Source organism: Streptomyces sp. NPDC024017 (genome assembly GCF_040638895.1).
Lineage (GTDB): Bacteria > Actinomycetota > Actinomycetes > Streptomycetales > Streptomycetaceae > Streptomyces.
The window spans coordinates 130,954-149,973 of the sequence record NZ_JBEZYZ010000014.1; the positions used below are offsets into that span (position 1 = coordinate 130,954).

The following is a 19,020-nucleotide window of genomic DNA, read 5'->3' on the forward strand; positions in this document are numbered from 1 at the left end:
GGGTCGGCCCGCTCCGACGCGTCAGCCGTCGACCTCGTACCGCCCGGTCTCCAGGAAGTACCGCAGTTCCTCCGGAGTGCCGTCGATGACGTCCTCGGCAGCCGCGCGCAGCGCCGCGCTGATGGTCGGGTCGGCCAGGATGCGGGCGACGGCGACGCGGTCGTCCTCGGCCTGGGCCAGACGGTAGCCGGTCTCCAGGAACGCGCGCAGGGCCTCGGGGGTGTTGGTGTCGAGGGCCTTGGTGGCCTCCCTCTTGACGCCTCGGCCGGAGTCCGGGTCGCCCAGGATGCGGACGATGGCGACGCGGTCGTCCTCGGCCTGGGCGAGGCGGTAGCCCGTCTTCAGGAACTCCCGCATGTCCTCCACGGTGCCGTCGAGCGCCTCGTTGGCCTCGCGGGTGACTCCGCGGCCGCTGTCCTCGTCCGCCAGGATGCGCGCGATCGCGATACGGAGCTCCTCCTCCGACATCTCGTCCACGGGCGTGCCGTCCGACGGCGATGCCGACGCCACCGCGGCGACCGCGGGGGCGGTGCCGGCGGCCGAGGCCGGGGCGGTGAGCAGGAGGGCGGGGGCCAGGGCGCCGGCCGCGACGAGCAGGGCACCGCGGGTGAGTCTCATGCGTGAACCTTCCTCCAGGTCAAGGGAATCGAGAGCATGTTCGCATGCCCGGGTCGGGAAGGCGGAGCATTTTCAGCGGTGTGTGACGACCACGAACTGCCCACGGCCCGCCGGGCGTTGACCGGCGGGCCGTCGGCGAACCGGCCGGGCGGATGCCCGGCCCGGCTGACCTCAGTCCATGGCAAAATCGGCGTGTCACTTCTTGCCGGGTGGCGCGTACTCCTCCAGGAAGTGGGCGATGCGGTCGGCGTAGGCGCGTACGTCCGGTGGCACGCCGCCCGCCGCGTTCACTGTCCGGTACGACCTGCGGTACGCGGCGGCGATCAGGACCCGCCGGTCGCCCGGCAGGTCCTTGTGCAGGCGCGGTGCGATCCAGCACAGGTAGCGGCCCATCGCCGGGATGGACTCGGCGGGTGGGAAGGGGGGCTGGGGGACCGTCTCGCCGGGGGTGCCGTCCTCGTTCATCCACCAGCGCAGGACGCTCGGGGTCCAGCGGGCGATGCCGTACTCGTTGTCGCCGGGGTCGGACAGGTCCGGGTCGAAGTCGCTCTCCACCTTCAGCATGGCGGCGATCAGGACCGGGGTGACCTCCCTCTGGTCGCAGTCGTGCGCCGTCTCGACGATCAGCAGGCGGTAGGCGGGCGGAACGCCCCGGTCGGTGCGCAGTTCGGAGGCGCCGTACGCGGCGGCGGAGACGTTCGCGGTCGCGCCCGATCCGCTGCCGCCGGTGCCGCCGCCACCGGCCCAGACGCTGATGCCGTAGCCGAGGGCGGCCAGGGCCGTGGCCGCCGAGGCCAGGACGGCCGCGACGGACCTGCGGCGGTAGCGGTGGCGCGCGGCGCGCAGGCCGGGCACGCGGAGGGCGCGCCGGCCCGGGCCGGCGGCCGCCGTCACGCGGCGCAGCAGCGCCGCGCCGTTGATGCGCTGCTGGTGCGTCCGGGTCAGGCAGGCGCGCACGACCTCCCGCCAGTCGTCGGGCAGTTCGGGTGACAGGCGCAGTTCGTCGACGCCGCGGGCATAGGCCGCTGCCGCGTCGCGGCGGGCGGCCGGGGTGGCGCCGGGCAGCGGGAAGGAGCCGGTGAGCACGAGGTGGGCGAGGACCCCGAAGGCCCAGATGTCGGCGGACGGGCGGATGCGGCGGCCGCGTTCGCCGATCTCGCTCCAGAGGAGTTCCGGCGGGGTGTAGTCGGGAGTGGAGAAGGCCGGCGTGTAGGCGTGGGTGCCCTCCAGCTCGGCGGCCATGTTGAAGTCGGCCAGGCGCACCGAACCGTCCGCCATCAGCAGCACGTTGGCCGGCTTGAGGTCGCCGTGCACCCAGCCGGCGTCGTGCAACTGGGCGAGGCCCTCGGCGATCTGCGCGAGCAGCGCGGGACCGGACGCGGGCCGGGGCGTGGCGGCGAGCAGGGCCGACAGGGAGCCCTCGGCCCTCTCCAGGACGAGGACCGTGGCGCCGTCCAGGTCCGGGTGGCCCGGGTCGTCGACCGTCAGCGTCTGGTACATCCGCACCAGCCGCGGATGCCTCAGCCGCCGGTACAGCTCGACCTCCCGCTCGACCAGTTCGCGCAGGTGGGTCAGCCGGCGGGGCGTGGCCGTCCCGGTGGGCAGGAACTTCAGCGCGGCCGTGGGCGGCAGTCCGGTGCCGTCACCGACCCGCCGGGCGGCGTACACGCTGCCGAAGGCGCCCGTGGCGATGGGCTCGCGCACCTCCCAGACGCCGACCCGGTAGCCCTTGGGCACGGGCACGGCGTACGCCTCGGTCACCGCCTCGCCCCGGCCAGGTCGAGGTCGAGGTCGGGCGCGAGTCTGATGAGGGTGCGGTTTCGCTCGTCCTCCGTGGTCGGCGGAGGTACCACGACGATGCTGTACAAGGTGCTCTCCCCGTGCCTGAACAGCTACCACCGTCAGAGTAGGGCGACGCACCAGGGCCGTGCCCCCCTCGTACGGGTGAGACACGGCCCTTGGATGTGATTGGCGTGAACTGGTCCGGTCGACCGGGTCCGTTCAGTAACGGGGGCGGTTGAACCAGGCCTTGCCGTTGGCGTTGCCGACGAAGACGGCCACCAGGATGGCGAGGACCGTGTGCACCAGGCCCACGATGACGAACGGGTAGATGCCGAGGACGGCCGTGATGATGGCGAAGACCAGGATGGTGACCCGGGCGCCGTTGCCGCCGTTCTTGAACTTCGTCGCCAGGACGGCCGCGAACACCAGCCAGGCCAGGCCGAACACCACGTAGCCCCAGATCACGCCGGTCGAGTCACCGACCAGGTCCTGGAACGCGGTGTTGTCCTTGAGGGACTCGTCGTCCTTCGCGGCGTTGAGGGCCACGGCGGAGAAGGCGAAGATGGCCACGCCGAGGACCTGCAGACCGACGATCACCCACATCATCACGCGGGCCGCGCTCACCGAGCCGGCCATCGTGGTCGGCGCGGCGGGGCCGCCGTAGGGGGAGACCGGAGGGGCCTGCGGGTAGCCGTAACCCGGGGCCTGCCCCTGGTCCTGCGGGTAACCGTAGCCCGGCTGCTGCGGCTGCTGCCCCTGGGGAGCGCCGTAGGGGTTGTTCGGGTCGCCGTAGCTCATAGGGGACTTTCCTCCGTTGAAATCCGAGTGCGGGGACGACGCGCGACATCCGCACGGAGGAGAGTTCTTCAGTATTGCGACCGTCCCCCCGTTGAGCTGCCCGCGGCACTTGTCAGGTCATCGTTCTTCACCACTGACCGGCTTGTCCACCCGCATTCCCGATGTGTTGTGCAAGTGCAACATCACTGATCATGGGCGGATACGGGAGGACGAACCCCCGGTGCCCGGATTGCGGCCGGATTGGAACCGTGACGGGGTCATCCGCGAGGATGGAGCCATGACCGCCCAGATTCTCGATGGCAAGGCCACCGCAGCCGCGATCAAGTCCGATCTGACCGCCCGCGTGGCGGCGCTGAAGGAGAAGGGCGTCACGCCCGGCCTCGGCACGATCCTGGTCGGGGACGACCCCGGCAGCCAGAAGTACGTCGCGGGCAAGCACCGCGACTGCGCGCAGGTGGGCATCGCCTCCATCCAGCGCGAACTGCCCGCCACGGCGACCCAGGAGGAGATCGAGCGGGCCGTCCGCGAGCTGAACGAGGACCCGGCCTGCACCGGGTACATCGTGCAACTGCCGCTGCCCAAGGGCATCGACGAGAACCGCATCCTCGAGCTGATGGACCCGGACAAGGACGCGGACGGACTGCACCCGATGAACCTGGGGCGCCTCGTCCTCAACGAGCCCGCCCCGCTGCCCTGCACCCCGAACGGCGTGCTGACCCTGCTCCGCCGCTACGGCGTGGAGATCAAGGGCGCCGAGGTCGTGGTCGTCGGACGCGGTGTGACCATCGGCCGGCCGATGCCGCTGCTGCTCACCCGCCGCAGCGAGAACGCCACCGTCACGCAGTGCCACACCGGCACCCGTGACCTGTCGGCGCACCTCAAGCGCGCGGACATCATCGTGGCCGCCGCGGGCTCCGCCCATCTGATCCGTGCCGAGGACGTGAAGCCCGGCGCGGCCGTCCTCGACGTCGGCGTCTCCCGCAGCGCCGAGGGCAAGATCGTGGGCGACGTCCACCCCGACGTCGCCGAGGTCGCCGCCTGGATCTCCCCGAACCCCGGCGGAGTCGGCCCGATGACCCGTGCCCAGCTGCTCGTGAACGTGGTCGAGGCGGCGGAGCGCAGTGTCGGCTGAGCACCGGACCCCGAGCGGGCACGAGTCACCGGAGGACCTCACGGTCCGGGACCCCGTCAGCGCGCCCGACGCCGAAGGGCGGCCGCGGCGGGTCACCCGGCGCTTCCCGCTGTTCACCAGGGACACCGCGCGGCCCGAGGGCGGTGGCCGGGCGGCGCCCGGGGACGCTCCCGCCCCGGCGCGGCAGTGGCCCGTGCTCGCCGTGCTGGGGCTGGCCGGGGTCGGACTGCTGGTGACCGCTTTCGGCCAGTTCCGGATCGGGACGCTGCTGATCGGTGTCGCCCTGCTGGGCGGTGGCGCGATGCGCTGGCTGCTGCCGGACGTCGGCATGCTCGCCGTCCGCTCCCGCTTCACGGACATCGTCACCTACGGCCTGCTGGGCACCGTGATCGTCCTGCTGGCGCTGATGGTGCAGCCGAATCCGTGGCTGCAGATCCCGTTCCTGAAGGACACCCTGCACTTCACCGTCACCTCCGAGTGACGGGAACGGCGGCTCGTCCTCTCCCCCGAGGAAGGACGGGCCGCCGCCCACGACCCACCCTCCTGCACGCCGAACGGCCTGTTCAACGGCTGTCAGTGCGCTGTGGCACGGAAGTGACAGTTCCGGTACGTCTCGCTTCCGATACGGCACAAAGTGGTGCGCCGACGAGGTTGGCAGGGAGAATCGGGACGGTCCAGGGTGTACCGCGCGCGGTCACCATGCTCCTGTGCGCCCCCCGTCAGGGAACTGAGATCCTGAGTGGGCGCATCCCTGTGGGTATCCAGAACGGGGACTCGGCCAAGGCCGCCACGCGCGGGGCGAACAGCGCGAGAAATATCAGCACGACCGGGGGGAAGAGGGGGAGCAATGCCTCGTTGGAGGGCCTTGCCGGATGAGCTCGATCCGCAGATCAGGGAGTTCACCAGCCAGCTGCGCAGACTCGTGGACCGCAGCGGACTCGGCATCGCATCGGTGGCGGACCGCACGGGCTACAGCAAGACGTCGTGGGAGCGTTATCTGAACGGCCGGCTGCTCGCGCCGAAGGGCGCGATCGTGGCCCTGGCCGAGGTCACCGGCACCAATCCGGTGCACCTGACCACCATGTGGGAGCTCGCCGAGCGTGCCTGGAGCCGCTCGGAGATGCGGCACGACATGACGATGGAGGCCATCCGGATCTCCCAGGCGCGCGCCGCGCTCGGGGAGTTCGGCGGGCAGGACTTCACCGACCCCTCGGCCGGCGGCAAGAAGGCCTCGGCGGGCGAGGGCCGAGCTGCCTCCGCGGGCAGCGGCAAGCCCGCCCGCCGGAGCGGCGGCACCACGGTCACGCCGGGCATCGCTGGACCGGCCGGTGTGGTCCCGACCGTGCCGGCGCAGCCGACGGCCCCCGAGGTCCAGGACTCCACCGGCGCGGGCGTTCGGGAGGAGAGCGGCCGGGCCGCCGCGCCCGAGGTCAACTCGTGGGGGCTGGCCGGGTACCAGGGCCCGTCTCCGACGGGCGGACGCTCGGCCGGTCCGGGCGTCGGCAGTGGCTCCGTGTCCGGCTCGGGCCCCGGGACCCCCGCCGGGTCGCCCGGAGGCCCCGGCGGGGGTCCCGGCTTCGGGGCGGACCCGTACGGCGAACCGCAGGACGCCGTCCCGGCCCGGGCCGGTGGCGTCGGTGGTGGTGCCGGTGGTGCCGGTGGGGCAGGGGGCAACCGCCGCGCCGCCTCAGCCTCCGCGGGCAAGAAGCGGACCGTGACCTTCCTCGCGGGCGTCGTGGGCGTACTCGTGGTGATCGCCGGCGCGTTCTACCTCACCGGCGGCGGTGGCGACGACGAGACCAAGGGCGGCGCCAAGTCGCCCTCCCCGACCGTCAGCGCCGACCCGAAGCTGCCGCCCGGCGTGAAGTGCAGCGGCGACAGCTGCACCGGCAAGGACGCGGAGGCCATGGGGTGCAGCGGTGACCTGGTGACCACGGCCCGGACCGCGACCGTCGGCACGACCGTCGTCGAGGTCCGCTACAGCGAGACCTGCAAGGCGGCCTGGGGGCGTATCACCCAGGGGGCACAGGGCGACGAGGTCCAGATCAGCTCGGGCAAGGCGAAGCAGTCCGGCAGCATCACCGCGGCCGGGGACGCCATCGCCTACACCCCGATGGTGGCCGTGAAGAGCGCCGCCGACGCCAAGGCCTGCGCGACGCTGGCGGCCGGGCAGCAGGGCTGCACCGACTAGCTCGGAGCGGTCCGCCCGGGCCGGGCGAAGAATTTCCGAAGGGGAGGAATGCCCGCCGGAATCGGGGGCACGCGAACCGTACCCCCACGGGAGTCCGGCATGGTCGGTATCCCCCCAGGCGGCCGCCTTCGTCCTCCTCTCCCGGACGGGCGGCCGCCTCTCGCGTGGGGGAGGGGCGTACGTGGGGGTGTTGTGGGCCGGGCCACACCGACCCGGACGTCCGGGATCCCGGATGCGCGATAGCCTGACCGCTGGATGGATCTCTTGACGCCAAGAGATCGATCAAACGTCCGGGGCAGGGACCGCCCCACCGCCAGCTGTCATACGGAGAACGCCATGACCCGCACTCCCGTGAACGTCACCGTCACCGGCGCGGCCGGCCAGATCGGTTACGCCCTGCTCTTCCGCATCGCCTCCGGTCAGCTGCTCGGCGCGGACGTGCCGGTGAAGCTGCGCCTGCTGGAGATCACGCCCGCCCTGAAGGCGGCCGAGGGCACGGCCATGGAGCTGGACGACTGCGCGTTCCCGCTCCTGCAGGGCATCGACATCACGGACGACCCGAACGTCGCCTTCGACGGCACCAACGTCGGTCTGCTCGTCGGCGCCCGCCCCCGCACCAAGGGCATGGAGCGCGGCGACCTGCTGGAGGCCAACGGCGGCATCTTCAAGCCGCAGGGCAAGGCCATCAACGACCACGCCGCGGACGACGTCAAGATCCTGGTCGTCGGCAACCCGGCCAACACCAACGCCCTCATCGCCCAGGCCGCCGCGCCGGACGTACCGGCCGAGCGGTTCACCGCGATGACCCGCCTCGACCACAACCGCGCGCTGACCCAGCTCGCGAAGAAGACGGGCTCGACGGTCGCCGACATCAAGCGCCTGACCATCTGGGGCAACCACTCCGCCACCCAGTACCCCGACATCTTCCACGCGACCATCGCCGGCAAGAACGCCGCCGAGGTCGTGAACGACGAGAAGTGGCTGGCCGACGACTTCATCCCGACCGTCGCCAAGCGCGGCGCCGCCATCATCGAGGCCCGCGGCGCCTCGTCGGCCGCGTCCGCCGCCAACGCCGCCATCGACCACGTCTACAGCTGGGTCAACGGCACCGCCGACGGCGACTGGGTCTCCATGGGCATCCCGTCGGACGGTTCCTACGGCGTGCCGGAGGGCCTCATCTCCTCCTTCCCCGTCACCACCAAGGACGGCACGTACGAGATCGTCCAGGGCCTGGAGATCAACGAGTTCTCCCGCGCCCGGATCGACGCCTCCGTCAAGGAGCTCGAGGAGGAGCGCGAGGCGGTCCGCGGCCTCGGCCTCATCTGAGCCCTCCGACCGGAGTCTCTCCGCGTTCCTCCGCAGGCCCCGCACCGGTTCCTTCCGGTGCGGGGCCTGCGGGCTTTCCGCCTGGCCTGCGACGGGCTGACGTGTCGTGCCTGACCTGTGGGCGTTTTGCGGGGATTTGACCGCATCTCCAGTGACACAGCGCACTTTCGGCCACGGACGCGCATGCATCCGAGGGAGTAGGGCAGGCGAACTCGGTCTCTTAGTGACACGTATGTGACACAGGGGCGCTGATCAGGAACGGAAGGCGAACAGCGATCATGGCGGAAAGTACCGAACTTCAGGCGCGTCAAACCATCCATGCGGGAGGAGAGTGGCGTGCGGCCACCTCCGGGGCCACCCGCGAGATCCTCGACCCCGCGGACGCCCTGCCCTTCGCCGTGGTCGCGGAGGGTGACGAGAAGGACACCGATCTGGCGATCGCCGCCGCCCGGCGCGCCTTCGACGAGGGGCCGTGGCCGCACACGCCCGTCACCGAGCGGGCCGCGCTGCTGAGGCGCGTCGCCGACCTGCTCGTGCGGGACCGCGAGGAACTGGGCCGGCTGGAGGCCCAGGACGCGGGCAAGACCGTCGAGGAGGGCCGCGTCGACATCGACTGCGTCGCCGACGCCTTCCGCTACTTCGCCGACCTGGTCGCCGGCGAGGCCCCCGGCCGGGTCGTGGACGCGGGCTCGACCGACATCCACAGCGTCGTCGTGCACGAGCCCATCGGCGTCTGCGGGATGATCACGCCCTGGAACTACCCGCTGCTCCAGGCCAGCTGGAAGATCGCCCCCGCCCTCGCCGCCGGCAACACCTTCGTCATCAAGCCGAGCGAGATCACGCCGATGACGACGATCGCGGTCATCGAACTGCTCGTCGAGGCCGGGCTCCCCGACGGCGTCGCCAACATCGTCACCGGCCCGGGTCACTCCGTGGGCGCACGCCTGTCCGAGCACCCCGACGTCGACCTGGTCTCCTTCACCGGCGGCACGGTCAGCGGCGTCAAGGTCGCCGAGGCCGCCGCCCCGACCGTCAAGAAGGTCGCCCTCGAACTCGGCGGCAAGAACCCCAACGTCGTCTTCGCCGACGCCTGCGCCACCGAGGAGGGCTTCGACACCGCCGTCGACCAGGCCCTCAACGCCGCCTTCATCCACAGCGGCCAGGTCTGCTCGGCCGGCGCCCGCCTCATCATCGAGGAGTCCGTCCGGGACCGCTTCGTCACCGAACTCGCCCGGCGCGCCGAGAAGATCCGCCTCGGCCGCGGCACCGAGGACGGCGTCGAGTGCGGCCCGCTCGTCTCCGAGCAGCAGCGCGCCAAGGTCGAGATGTACGTCGAGTCCGCCCTCAAGGAGGGCGCGGTGCTGCGCTCCGGCGGCAAGCGCCCCGAGCCGTCCCCGCAGCGTCCGGAGAGCGGCTACTTCTACGAGCCGACCGTCCTCGACCACTGCCACCGCGAGATGCGCGTCGTGCGGGAGGAGGTCTTCGGGCCGGTCGTCACCGTCGAGACCTTCCGGACCGAGGACGAGGCCGTCGCCCTCGCCAACGACACCGAGTACGGACTCGCGGGCGGCGTCTGGACCTCCGACGCGGGCCGCGCCCGCCGCGTGGCCGGGCGGCTGCGTCACGGCACGATCTGGATCAACGACTTCCACCCCTACCTGCCGCAGGCGGAGTGGGGCGGTTTCGGCAAGAGCGGAGTGGGCCGCGAACTCGGCCCCGCCGGGCTCGCCGAGTACCGGGAGACCAAGCACGTCTACCAGAACCTCGCCCCGAAGCCGGTGCGCTGGTTCGCGGGCTGACCCCCGTCCCCCGTCGGGCTGCCGACCCCCCATCCCGGGCTGACCCCCACATCCCGGGCTGACGTCCCCATCCCCGAAGCCCGTCCCTTCATCCCCACTGGAGCAAGTACGCCATGTCCCACACCAGTCATGAGTACGACTATGTCGTGATAGGCGGCGGAACCGCAGGTTCCGTGATCGCCTCCCGACTGACCGAGAATCCAGACGTCACCGTGGCCGTCATCGAGGGCGGCCCCAGCGACGTCGGCCGTGACGACGTGCTGACCCTGCGCCGCTGGATGGGCCTGCTCGGCGGCGAGCTCGACTACGACTACCCCACCACCGAACAGCCACGCGGAAACTCGCATATCCGGCACAGCCGGGCCCGCGTCCTGGGCGGCTGCTCCTCGCACAACACCCTGATCGCCTTCAAGCCGCTGCCCGCCGACTGGGACGAGTGGGAGGCCGCCGGCGCCAAGGGCTGGGGCGCGGTGCAGATGGAGGCGTACTTCGCCCGGCTGCTCAACAACATCGTCCCGGTCGACGAGAAGGACCGGAACGCCATCGCCCGCGACTTCGTCGACGCGGCGCAGGAGGCGCTGGGCGTGCCGCGCGTCGACGGCTTCAACAAGAAGCCGTTCACCGAGGGCGTCGGCTTCTTCGACCTGGCCTACCACCCCGAGAACAACAAGCGGTCCTCGGCGTCGGTGGCCTACCTCCACCCGGTGATGGACGAGCGGCCCAACCTGACGATCCTGCTGGAGACCTGGGCGTACAAGCTGGAGCTCGACGGCGACCGCGTCGAGGGCGTGCACGTGCGCACCAAGGACGGCGAGGAGATCCTCGTCAAGGCGCGCGGCGAGGTGCTGCTGTGCGCCGGCGCCGTCGACTCGCCCCGGCTGCTGATGCACTCCGGCATCGGTCCCAAGGCCGACCTGGAGAAGCTCGGCATCCCCGTCACGCACGACCTGCCGGGCATCGGCGAGAACCTGCTCGACCACCCCGAGTCGGTCATCGTCTGGGAGACGAACGGCCCCATCCCGGAGAACTCCGCGATGGACTCCGACGCGGGCCTGTTCGTGCGCCGCGACGCCGAACTGGCGCACCCCGACCTGATGTTCCACTTCTACCAGATCCCGTTCACGGACAACCCCGAGCGACTGGGCTACGAGCGGCCGGAGTTCGGCGTCTCGATGACCCCGAACATCCCCAAGCCGAAGAGCCGCGGCCGGCTGTACCTGACCAGCGCCGACCCCGAGGTCAAGCCCGCCCTGGACTTCCGCTACTTCACCGACGAGGACGACTACGACGGCAAGACCCTCGTCGACGGCATCAAGATCGCCCGCGAGATAGCCAAGACCGAGCCCCTGGCCGGCTGGCTCAAGCGCGAGGTGGCCCCCGGCCCGGACGTCACCGGTGACGAGGAGCTCGGCGAGTACGCCCGCAAGGTCGCGCACACCGTCTACCACCCCGCCGGCACCTGCAAGATGGGCGCCGCCGACGACCCCTCCGCCGTCGTCGACCCCGAGCTGCGCATCCGCGGCCTGGAGGGCATCCGCATCGCCGATGCCTCCGTGTTCCCCACCATGACCACCGTGAACCCGATGATCGGCGTGCTCATGGTCGGGGAGCGTGCCGCCGAGCTGATCGGTGGTGGTGCCAAGTGACCGCGACCCTCGAACCCCCCACGGAGCAGACCATGGACACGACCCCCGTCTTCTCGGTGGAGGGCCTGTGGAAGGTGTTCGGCCCCAAGGCCGACCGCGTTCCCGGCGACCCCGAGCTCACCGCCCTCGACGCCGCCGAGCTGCGCGAGCGCACCGGCTGCACAGCCGCCGTCCGGGACGTCAGCTTCGACGTGCGCAAGGGCGAGGTCTTCGTCGTCATGGGCCTGTCCGGCTCCGGCAAGTCCACGCTGGTGCGCTGTCTGACTCGGCTGATCGAGCCGACGGCCGGCACCATCGCCATCGACGGCGAGGACGTCCGCGCCATGGACCGCTCCCGGCTGCGCGAACTGCGCCGCCACCGCGCCGCGATGGTCTTCCAGCACTTCGGCCTGCTGCCGCACCGCACCGTCCTCGACAACGTCGCCTACGGCCTGGAGATCCAGGGCATGGGCAAGTCCGAGCGGCGCGAGCGGGCCGCCGAGGTCGTCGCCAAGGTCGGTCTGGAAGGCATGGAGCACCGCCGCCCGGGCCAGCTCTCCGGCGGCCAGCGGCAGCGCGTCGGCCTCGCCCGCGCACTCGCCGTCGACCCTGAAGTCCTCCTCTTCGACGAGCCGTTCAGCGCGCTCGACCCCCTCATCCGGCGCGAGATGCAGGAGGAGGTGGTCCGGCTCCACCACGAGGAGGGCCGGACGATGGTCTTCATCACCCACGACCTCCAGGAGGCCCTCAAGCTGGGCGACCGCATCGCCCTGATGCGCGACGGCCGGGTCGTCCAGCTCGGCACGCCCGAGGAGATCGTGGGCTCGCCCGCCGACGACTACGTCCGCGAGTTCGTCCGCGACGTCCCGCGCGAGCAGGTCATGACCGTCCGTACGGCCATGCGCCGCCCGTCGGTCGACCAGGACGGCAGCGGACCGGCCGTGTCGCCCGACGCGACGGTCTCCGAGGCGATCGAGGCGGTCGCCCGCGCCCACGCTCCGGCCCGGGTCGTGGACAAGGGCCGATGCGTGGGAGTGGTCGACTCCGACACGCTCCTCGGCGTCGTCGCCGGGACGGAGCAGCCTGCTCCGCCCGGGACGGAGCAGCCCAAGGAGGCGGTCTGATGGCGACCATCACCGCGAACCCGCCCAGGGTCGGCCTGCCCGGTCTCCTCAAGCACCGGGCCGTGCACAAGCTGCTGCTGCTCGCCCTCGCCGCCGCGATCCTCGTGCCGCTGGCCAACGCCCGCTGGGCGAGCGGCACCTGGCCGAGCGCGCTGACCGTCGACTTCTCCGAGCCGCTCGCCAAGGCCAGCGACTGGATCATCGACAACCGCGACAGCCACCCGCTGTTCCTGTACTTCTTCGGCCACGTCAGCAACGTCGTCGTCATCGCCGTACGGGCCGTCTACCTCACCCTCCTCGCCGTCGGCTGGGCGGGCGTCACGGCCCTGGGCGCGCTGGTCGCCTGGCGCGTGGCGGGCGTGAAGCTGGCCCTCGGCACGGCCGCCGCGTTCCTCGCCTGCGGGCTGCTCGGCATGTGGGTGCCGACCATGCAGACGCTCGCCCTGATGGTCGTCGCGGTCCTCGCGTCGGTCGCGGTGGGCGTGGTGCTCGGTCTCGCCGCCGGGCTGTCCGACCGGATGGACCGCGTCCTGCGGCCGGTCCTGGACACCATGCAGGTGCTGCCCGCCTTCGCCTACCTGCTGCCGGTCGTGCTGGTCTTCGGCATCGGCGTCCCGGCGGCCGTCCTGGCCACCGTCATCTACGCCGCACCGCCCATGGCCCGCCTGACCTCGCTCGGTCTGCGCGGCGCCGACAAGGAGGTGCTGGAGGCCGTCGAGTCGCTCGGCTCCACGGCACGCCAGCGCCTGCTGACCGCCCGGATCCCGCTGGCCCGCAAGGAACTCCTCCTCGGCCTCAACCAGACGATCATGATGGCGCTGTCCATGGCCGTCATCGCGGCCGTCATCGGCGCCGGCGGTCTCGGTGACCGCGTCTACCAGGCGCTGGCCTCGGTCGACGTCGGTGCCGCGCTCGCCGCCGGCATCCCGATCGTGCTGCTTGCCGTCGTCCTCGACCGCGTCACGGGCGCGGCGGGGGAGAAGCTCGGCGCCGAACCCGAACCCCACAGCGGCCGCGGCTGGCTCTACGCCCTCGCCGGTGTCGTCGTCGTGGCGGTCGCCGGGCGGCTCGCGGGCCGCCTCGACTGGCCGGACGCCTGGGTCGTCGGCATCGCCGAGCCCGTCAACCGCGCCGTCGACTGGATGACCGCGCACCTGTACTCGGGCGTCCCCGTCATCGGCGGCACCGCCGACTGGGCGGGCCACTTCACCACCTGGGTCCTCGATCCGGTGCGCGACGGCCTGCAGTCGCTGCCCTGGTGGTCGGTGCTGCTGATCGTCGCCGCCCTGGCCTGGGTGATCGGCACCTGGCGCACCGCGCTCACCGCCGTCCTCGCCATGGCCGCGATCGGTGTCCTCGGCGTCTGGAAGCCGTCCCTGGACACCCTCTCCCAGGTCCTGGCGGCCGTCGCCGTCACGCTGGTCGTCGGCTTCGCCGTCGGCATCGCCGCGGCCCGCAGCGACCGCATGGAGCGGGCCCTGCGGCCGGTCCTCGACGTGTTCCAGACGATGCCGCAGTTCGTGTACCTGATCCCCGTCGTCGCCCTGTTCGGCGTCGGCCGTGCCCCGGCCGTCGCCGCCGCGATCGTCTACGCGCTGCCCGCCGTCGTCCGGATCACCACCCAGGGCCTGCGCCAGGTCGACCCGGCCGCGCTGGAGGCCTCCGGCTCGCTCGGCGCGACCAGCTGGCAGCAGCTGAGGCAGGTGCAGCTCCCGCTGGCCCGCCCGGCGCTGCTCCTCGCCGTCAACCAGGGCCTCGTCCTGGTCCTCGCCGTCGTCGTCATCGGCGGCCTGGTCGGCGGTGGCGCCCTCGGCTATGACGTCGTCTTCGGCCTCGCCCAGGGCGACCTGGCGACCGGTCTGGTGGCCGGCGGGGCGATCGTCTGCCTCGGCCTGATGCTCGACCGGGTGACCCAGCCCACCGAACGCCGCGCGAAGAAGGGAGCCTGACATGCGCGTCCGTACCACTGCCGCGGTCGCCGCGGTGAGCTCCCTGGCGCTGCTCACCGGCTGCGGCGCCGCCGACATGACCAAGCAGGCCTCGCCCTTCGCCAACGCGCAGGGCGCCAAGACCGTGACCCTGTCCGTGCAGTCCTGGGTGGGCGCGCAGGCCAACGTGGCCGTCGCCCAGTACATCCTGGAGCACGAGCTGGGCTACCGCGTCGACACCGTCCAGGTCGACGAGGTGCCCGCCTGGGACGCCCTCAGCCAGGGCCGCGTCGACGCGCTCCTGGAGGACTGGGGCCACCCCGAGCAGGAGCAGCGGTACGTCAAGGACAAGAAGACGATCACCGCCGGCGGAGAACTCGGCGTCACCGGCCACATCGGCTGGTTCGTCCCGACGTACCTCGCCAAGCAGCACCCGGACATCACGAACTGGAAGAACCTCAACAAGTACGCCGACCTCTTCCGCACCCCGGAGAGCGGCGACAAGGGCCAGCTGATGGACGGTTCGCCGTCCTACGTCACCAACGACAAGGCGCTGGTGAAGAACCTGAAGCTGGACTACCAGGTGGTGTTCGCGGGCTCCGAGGCGGCGCAGATCACCCAGATGAGGCAGTTCGCCAAGGAGAAGAAGCCCTTCCTCACCTACTGGTACACGCCCCAGTGGCTCTTCAAGAAGGTCCCCATGACCGAGGTGAAGCTGCCGCCGTACAAGGAGGGCTGCGACGCCGATCCGGAGAAGGTCGCCTGCGCCTACCCGCACACGCCGCTGCAGAAGTACCTGAACACGGACTTCGCGAAGAGCGGCGGCAAGGCGGCGGCCTTCCTGAAGAAGTTCAAGTGGACGACCGAGGACCAGAACGAGGTCTCCCTGATGATCGCCGACAAGAAGATGACGCCGGAGGACGCGGCGAAGAAGTGGGTGGACAGCCACAAGTCCACGTGGAAGAAGTGGCTGTCCTGAGCGTCCCTAGGGTCGCAGGCCGGCGACGATCTCCCGCAGGGCCCGGGTGGCCCGTCGCTGGAGTCCCGGCCCGAAGGTGATCCGGGTGGCCCCTCGCGCGCCGAGTTCGGCGGGTGAGGGGCCACCGTCGGTCGGGGCCCCCACGTTGATCGGCCCCTGGATCCCGGCCCGCAGCAGCGGCAGCACCTCCGGCGGGGCCCCGATCGGGTACACGCAGTCCGCGCCCGCGGCGACGTACAGCGCGGCCCGCTCGATGGCCCGGTCGGGGTCGTCGACCCCGCAGGCGAAGGTGTCCACGCGCGCGTTGACGAAGAGCCGGTCCGCCGCGGCCGACCGCACCTCGGCCAGCCAGTCGGCGTGCGCACGCGGGTCCTTGAGCACCCCGCCCTCGGAGTCCTCCAGGTTGCAGCCGACCGCCCCCGTCTCCAGCAGCCGCTCCACCAGCTCCTTGGGCGCGAGCCCGTACCCGCCCTCCACGTCCGCCGACACCGGCACGTCGACGGCCCGGACGATCCGGGCGACGGCCGCGAACATCTCGTCGGCCGGGGTCTGCCCGTCCTCGTAGCCGAGGGAGGCGGCGACCCCGGCGCTGGGCGTCGCGAGCGCCGGGAACCCGGCCTCGGCGAACACCCGCGCGCTGGCCGCGTCCCAGGGGCCGGGCAGGACCAGGGGATCGCCGGGCGCCCGGTGGCGGTGCAGGGCGCGGAACAGATCGGCCTTGCTCATGGCGTGTACCCCCCAGGCGGGATCCGGCGACCGACCATCACCCGGTTCCAGTTGTTGATGGCGACGACCAGGCCGATCAGATGGGCGAGTTCGGCCTCGTCGAAGTGCTTCGCGGCCTGCTCGTACACCTCGTCCGGCACAAAACCGGCGGTCAGCACCGTCACGGCCTCGGTCAGCGCCAGCGCGGCGCGCTCCCGCTCGTCGAAGACGTCCCCGGCCTCCTCCCAGGCCGCCAGCAGGTCGAGCTGCTTCTCGCTCACCCCGTACTCGCGGGCGATCGCGAGATGCAAGTCGAGGCAGAACGCGCAGTGGTTGACCTGCGAGGCACGGATCACGACGAGTTCGGCCAGGTCCGGGTCGCCGATGCCCTTCTTCGCTGTGGCGCTCAGAGCTGACAGGGCGCGGCCGACCGCCGGGTCGAGCGCCCGCGTCCGAGCCGTCACTTGTACTGGCCCGGCTGGTAGTGGCCCGGCGCCATACGGCAGGTCACCCCGAACCGGTTCCAGGCGTTGATCGCCGTGATCGCGGCGATGACCTGCGCCAGCTCGGCCTCCTCGAAGTGCTTGGCGGCGTTGTCGTAGACCTCGTCCGGCACGAACCCGTCCGTCAGGACCGTCACCGCCTCCGTCAGCTCCAGCGCCGCGATCTCCTTCGCGGTGTAGAAGTGCCGCGACTCGTCCCAGGCGCTGAGCTGCACGATCCGCTCGACGCTCTCGCCCGCCGCCAGGGCGTCCTTGGTGTGCATGTCGATGCAGAAGGCGCAGTGGTTGATCTGGGAGGCGCGGATCTTCACCAGCTCGTACAGCTTGTGGTCGAGGCCCTGCCGGGCGGCGATCTCCAGCCGGACCATCGCCTTGTAGACCTCGGGCGCGTGCTTGGCCCAGTCCAGGCGGGCGGGCTGCTCGGGGGCGTACTCCACGGTCGTCGTGGTCGTCGTGTCGTCGGGATGCGTCGTCATGCTCTCGACCCTAGGAAGGAAGCAGCCCAGGGGTATGGTCCATTTCCATGGCGGAACCTTGGGCCACTCTGGGCATCGACCTGCATGTGGAGCCGACCGGGCCGGGCCTGCGCCGAGGGCTGACCGACGCCCTGCGTGAGGCGGTGCGCTCCGGTCGGCTGGCTCCCGGCACCCGGCTGCCCTCCTCCCGCACGCTCGCCGCCGACCTGGGCATTGCCCGCAACACCGTCGCCGACGCCTACGCCGACCTGGTCGCCGAGGGCTGGCTCACCGCCCGGCAGGGCTCGGGGACCAGGGTCGCCGACCGGACGGTGGTCCCGCCGGCGGGCACGGCACCCCGCGCCCGCGAACGCGGCCGACCCGCCTACGATCTGCGCCCCGGCAGCCCCGACCTGGCCTCCTTCCCGCGCGCGGAGTGGCTCAAGGCCGCCCGCCGCGCCCTGACCGCGGCGCCCCACGACGCCCTCGACTACGGCGACCCCCGCGGCCGCCCCGAGCTGCGCGCCGCGCTCGCCGGCTACCTCTCCCGGGCCCGGGGCGTACGCGCCGAGCCCGGACGGATCGTGGTGTGCGCCGGGTTCGCGCACGGCCTGAAGCTGCTCGGCACGGTCCTGCGGGCGCGCGGGGCACGGACGGTCGCCGTCGAGTCGTACGGGCTCGACGTGCACTGGCGGCTCCTGGCCGCGTCCGGTCTGCACACGGTCCCGCTGCCCTTCGACCGGCTGGGCACCGACCCGGGCGCGTTGTCCGCCGCCGACGCGGTCCTCCTCACGCCCGCCCACCAGTTCCCGATGGGCGTCCCCCTGCACCGCGACCGTCGCGCGGCCGTCGTGGACTGGGCGCGCCGCACCGGCGGGCTGGTGCTGGAGGACGACTACGACGGCGAGTTCCGCTACGACCGTCAGCCCGTGGGCGCGCTCCAGGGGCTGGACCCCGACCGGGTGGTCTACCTGGGCACCGCGAGCAAGTCCCTGGCGCCCGGGCTGCGGCTGGCCTGGATGGTGCTGCCGCCGGGCCTCGCGGAGGAGATCGTGGCGGCCAAGGGCGGGGTCGACACCTGCGGGGTGCTGGACCAGCTGACCCTGGCCGAGTTCCTCACCTCCGGGGCCTACGACCGCCATGTCCGCGCGACCCGCCTGCACTACCGGCGCCGCCGGGACGCCCTGGTCGCAGCCGTCGCGGCCCGGACCTCCGAAGCCCGGGTCACCGGCATCGCGGCCGGCCTGCACGTCCTGCTGCGGCTGCCGCCCGGCACCGAGCAGTCGGTGCTCCAGGCGGCCCACTGGCAGGGCCTGGCGGTCCACGGGCTCACCCGCTACCGGCACGCCGCCTCGGTCGTCGAGCCGGCCGACGCCCTGGTCGTCGGCTACGGGACACCGCCGGACCACGCGTGGTCGGGGGCGCTTGACGCGCTGTGCGCCGTACTGCCCGGATAATCGATCGAATTCCTCACCGGAAATGCCGCTCAACGGATATGGTCACCCCATGAGTGAAAGCACTTCCCTGCCCCGTGTGGCCCTGAAGAAAACAACCCCCGACGTCTCCGCCGCAATGGCCTCCCTGCACGCCGCCGCCGTTTCCGCGGCCCAGGACGCCAAAGTCGAACCGGAACTGCTGGAACTGGTCAGGATCCGCGCCTCGCAGATCAACGGCTGCGCGTTCTGCATCGACATGCACACCAGGGACGCCCGCGGCCAGGGCGAGACCGAGCAGCGCATCTACGCCCTGAACGCCTGGCGGGAGACGCCGTTCTTCACCGAACGCGAGCGCGCGGCACTGGCCTTGACGGAGGCGGTGACGCTCGTCCACGACGGTCGCGTCCCGGACGCGGTGTACGCCGAGGCGGCCGGGGTGTTCGACGAGAACCAGATCGCGGCGCTCATCTGGTCGGCCACCGTCATCAACGCGTACAACCGGATCGCGGTAGCGACGCGTATGGTGCCGAAAAGCTGAACGAAATACGGAAGAAGGCAGCGGAAAAGGCGCCGGGTCGAATTCGACCCGGCGTCACCTTTTTCCTTGCGTGTTCCTCTT

17 protein-coding genes and 1 pseudogene are annotated in these 19,020 nt (G+C 71.8%); 11 read left to right on the forward strand and 7 right to left on the reverse strand.

The genetic code is table 11. The features are described 5' to 3' along the window. Window positions 1-21 precede the first annotated feature (21 nt). The 4 genes and pseudogenes from AB0G20_RS32850 to AB0G20_RS32865 form a co-directional block, all read right to left on the reverse strand. On the reverse strand, window positions 22-618 hold the full coding sequence (locus AB0G20_RS32850; protein WP_361308728.1) for an ALF repeat-containing protein: 597 nt from the start codon (window positions 616-618) through the stop codon (window positions 22-24). Window positions 619-813: 195 nt separating this feature from the next. Then, complete coding sequence (locus AB0G20_RS32855; RefSeq protein WP_361308730.1) at window positions 814-2,379, reverse strand: protein kinase; 1,566 nt, start codon at window positions 2,377-2,379, stop codon at window positions 814-816. Window positions 2,380-2,411: 32 nt separating this feature from the next. After that, window positions 2,412-2,486 (reverse strand): annotated as a pseudogene (locus AB0G20_RS32860) (FHA domain-containing protein); the annotation flags it as partial. Between the two features lie 133 nt (window positions 2,487-2,619). Continuing rightward, on the reverse strand, window positions 2,620-3,198 hold the full coding sequence (locus tag AB0G20_RS32865) for a hypothetical protein (protein ID WP_361308732.1): 579 nt from the start codon (window positions 3,196-3,198) through the stop codon (window positions 2,620-2,622). A gap of 277 nt (window positions 3,199-3,475) precedes the next feature. On the opposite strand from AB0G20_RS32865, the gene AB0G20_RS32870 reads away from it, so the two are divergent. The 9 genes from AB0G20_RS32870 (at window position 3,476) to AB0G20_RS32910 (ending at window position 15,302) form a co-directional block, all read left to right on the forward strand. Then, on the forward strand, window positions 3,476-4,330 hold the full coding sequence (locus AB0G20_RS32870; protein WP_266455236.1) for a bifunctional methylenetetrahydrofolate dehydrogenase/methenyltetrahydrofolate cyclohydrolase: 855 nt from the start codon (window positions 3,476-3,478) through the stop codon (window positions 4,328-4,330). Then, on the forward strand, window positions 4,320-4,811 hold the full coding sequence (locus AB0G20_RS32875; RefSeq protein WP_361308734.1) for a DUF3017 domain-containing protein: 492 nt from the start codon (window positions 4,320-4,322) through the stop codon (window positions 4,809-4,811). Before AB0G20_RS32870 ends, AB0G20_RS32875 begins: the two co-directional genes overlap by 11 nt. Before the next feature lie 384 nt (window positions 4,812-5,195). Further along, on the forward strand, window positions 5,196-6,521 hold the full coding sequence (locus AB0G20_RS32880; RefSeq protein ID WP_361308736.1) for a DUF2690 domain-containing protein: 1,326 nt from the start codon (window positions 5,196-5,198) through the stop codon (window positions 6,519-6,521). A gap of 336 nt (window positions 6,522-6,857) precedes the next feature. Further along, on the forward strand, window positions 6,858-7,847 hold the full coding sequence (locus tag AB0G20_RS32885) for a malate dehydrogenase (RefSeq protein ID WP_142160398.1): 990 nt from the start codon (window positions 6,858-6,860) through the stop codon (window positions 7,845-7,847). Window positions 7,848-8,125: 278 nt separating this feature from the next. Beyond that, the gene (locus AB0G20_RS32890) at window positions 8,126-9,646 is read left to right on the forward strand and encodes an aldehyde dehydrogenase family protein (RefSeq protein WP_361308738.1); all 1,521 of its coding nucleotides are present in this window, start codon (window positions 8,126-8,128) and stop codon (window positions 9,644-9,646) included. Window positions 9,647-9,759: 113 nt separating this feature from the next. After that, window positions 9,760-11,292 (forward strand): GMC oxidoreductase, encoded by a 1,533-nt coding sequence (locus AB0G20_RS32895; protein WP_361308740.1) that lies wholly within the window; start codon window positions 9,760-9,762, stop codon window positions 11,290-11,292. 32 nt (window positions 11,293-11,324) lie between these two features. Further along, the gene (locus AB0G20_RS32900) at window positions 11,325-12,395 is read left to right on the forward strand and encodes a glycine betaine/L-proline ABC transporter ATP-binding protein (RefSeq protein WP_361308742.1); all 1,071 of its coding nucleotides are present in this window, start codon (window positions 11,325-11,327) and stop codon (window positions 12,393-12,395) included. After that, window positions 12,395-14,344: an ABC transporter permease subunit gene (locus tag AB0G20_RS32905; RefSeq protein ID WP_361308744.1), complete on the forward strand. Its 1,950-nt coding sequence runs from the start codon at window positions 12,395-12,397 to the stop codon at window positions 14,342-14,344. The genes AB0G20_RS32900 and AB0G20_RS32905 overlap by 1 nt, the downstream gene beginning before the upstream one ends. A 1-nt stretch (window position 14,345) precedes the next feature. Continuing rightward, a complete protein-coding gene (locus AB0G20_RS32910) occupies window positions 14,346-15,302 on the forward strand; it encodes an ABC transporter substrate-binding protein (RefSeq protein ID WP_361308746.1) in 957 nt (318 codons plus the stop codon). A 6-nt stretch (window positions 15,303-15,308) separates the two neighbouring features. Here the strand turns inward: AB0G20_RS32910 and AB0G20_RS32915 are convergent, their stop codons facing one another. From AB0G20_RS32915 to AB0G20_RS32925, 3 genes are read right to left on the reverse strand one after another with little or no spacing between them, the layout of a single operon-like run. Next, entirely contained in the window at window positions 15,309-16,028 is a 720-nt protein-coding gene (locus AB0G20_RS32915) for an isocitrate lyase/phosphoenolpyruvate mutase family protein (protein ID WP_361308748.1), read from the reverse strand. Then, on the reverse strand, window positions 16,025-16,471 hold the full coding sequence (locus AB0G20_RS32920; RefSeq protein ID WP_361308750.1) for a carboxymuconolactone decarboxylase family protein: 447 nt from the start codon (window positions 16,469-16,471) through the stop codon (window positions 16,025-16,027). The genes AB0G20_RS32915 and AB0G20_RS32920 overlap by 4 nt, the downstream gene beginning before the upstream one ends. Beyond that, window positions 16,468-16,986, reverse strand: coding sequence for a carboxymuconolactone decarboxylase family protein (locus AB0G20_RS32925; protein WP_361308752.1), 519 nt, complete (start codon window positions 16,984-16,986; stop codon window positions 16,468-16,470). The genes AB0G20_RS32920 and AB0G20_RS32925 overlap by 4 nt, the downstream gene beginning before the upstream one ends. A gap of 47 nt (window positions 16,987-17,033) precedes the next feature. Between AB0G20_RS32925 and AB0G20_RS32930 the strand changes: the two genes are divergently transcribed. Together AB0G20_RS32930 and AB0G20_RS32935 are read left to right on the forward strand one after the other, a co-directional pair. Then, entirely contained in the window at window positions 17,034-18,422 is a 1,389-nt protein-coding gene (locus AB0G20_RS32930) for a PLP-dependent aminotransferase family protein (RefSeq protein ID WP_361308753.1), read from the forward strand. 49 nt (window positions 18,423-18,471) lie between these two features. Then, the gene (locus AB0G20_RS32935; protein WP_361308754.1) at window positions 18,472-18,939 is read left to right on the forward strand and encodes a carboxymuconolactone decarboxylase family protein; all 468 of its coding nucleotides are present in this window, start codon (window positions 18,472-18,474) and stop codon (window positions 18,937-18,939) included. The last annotated feature ends 81 nt before the right edge of the window (window positions 18,940-19,020 follow it).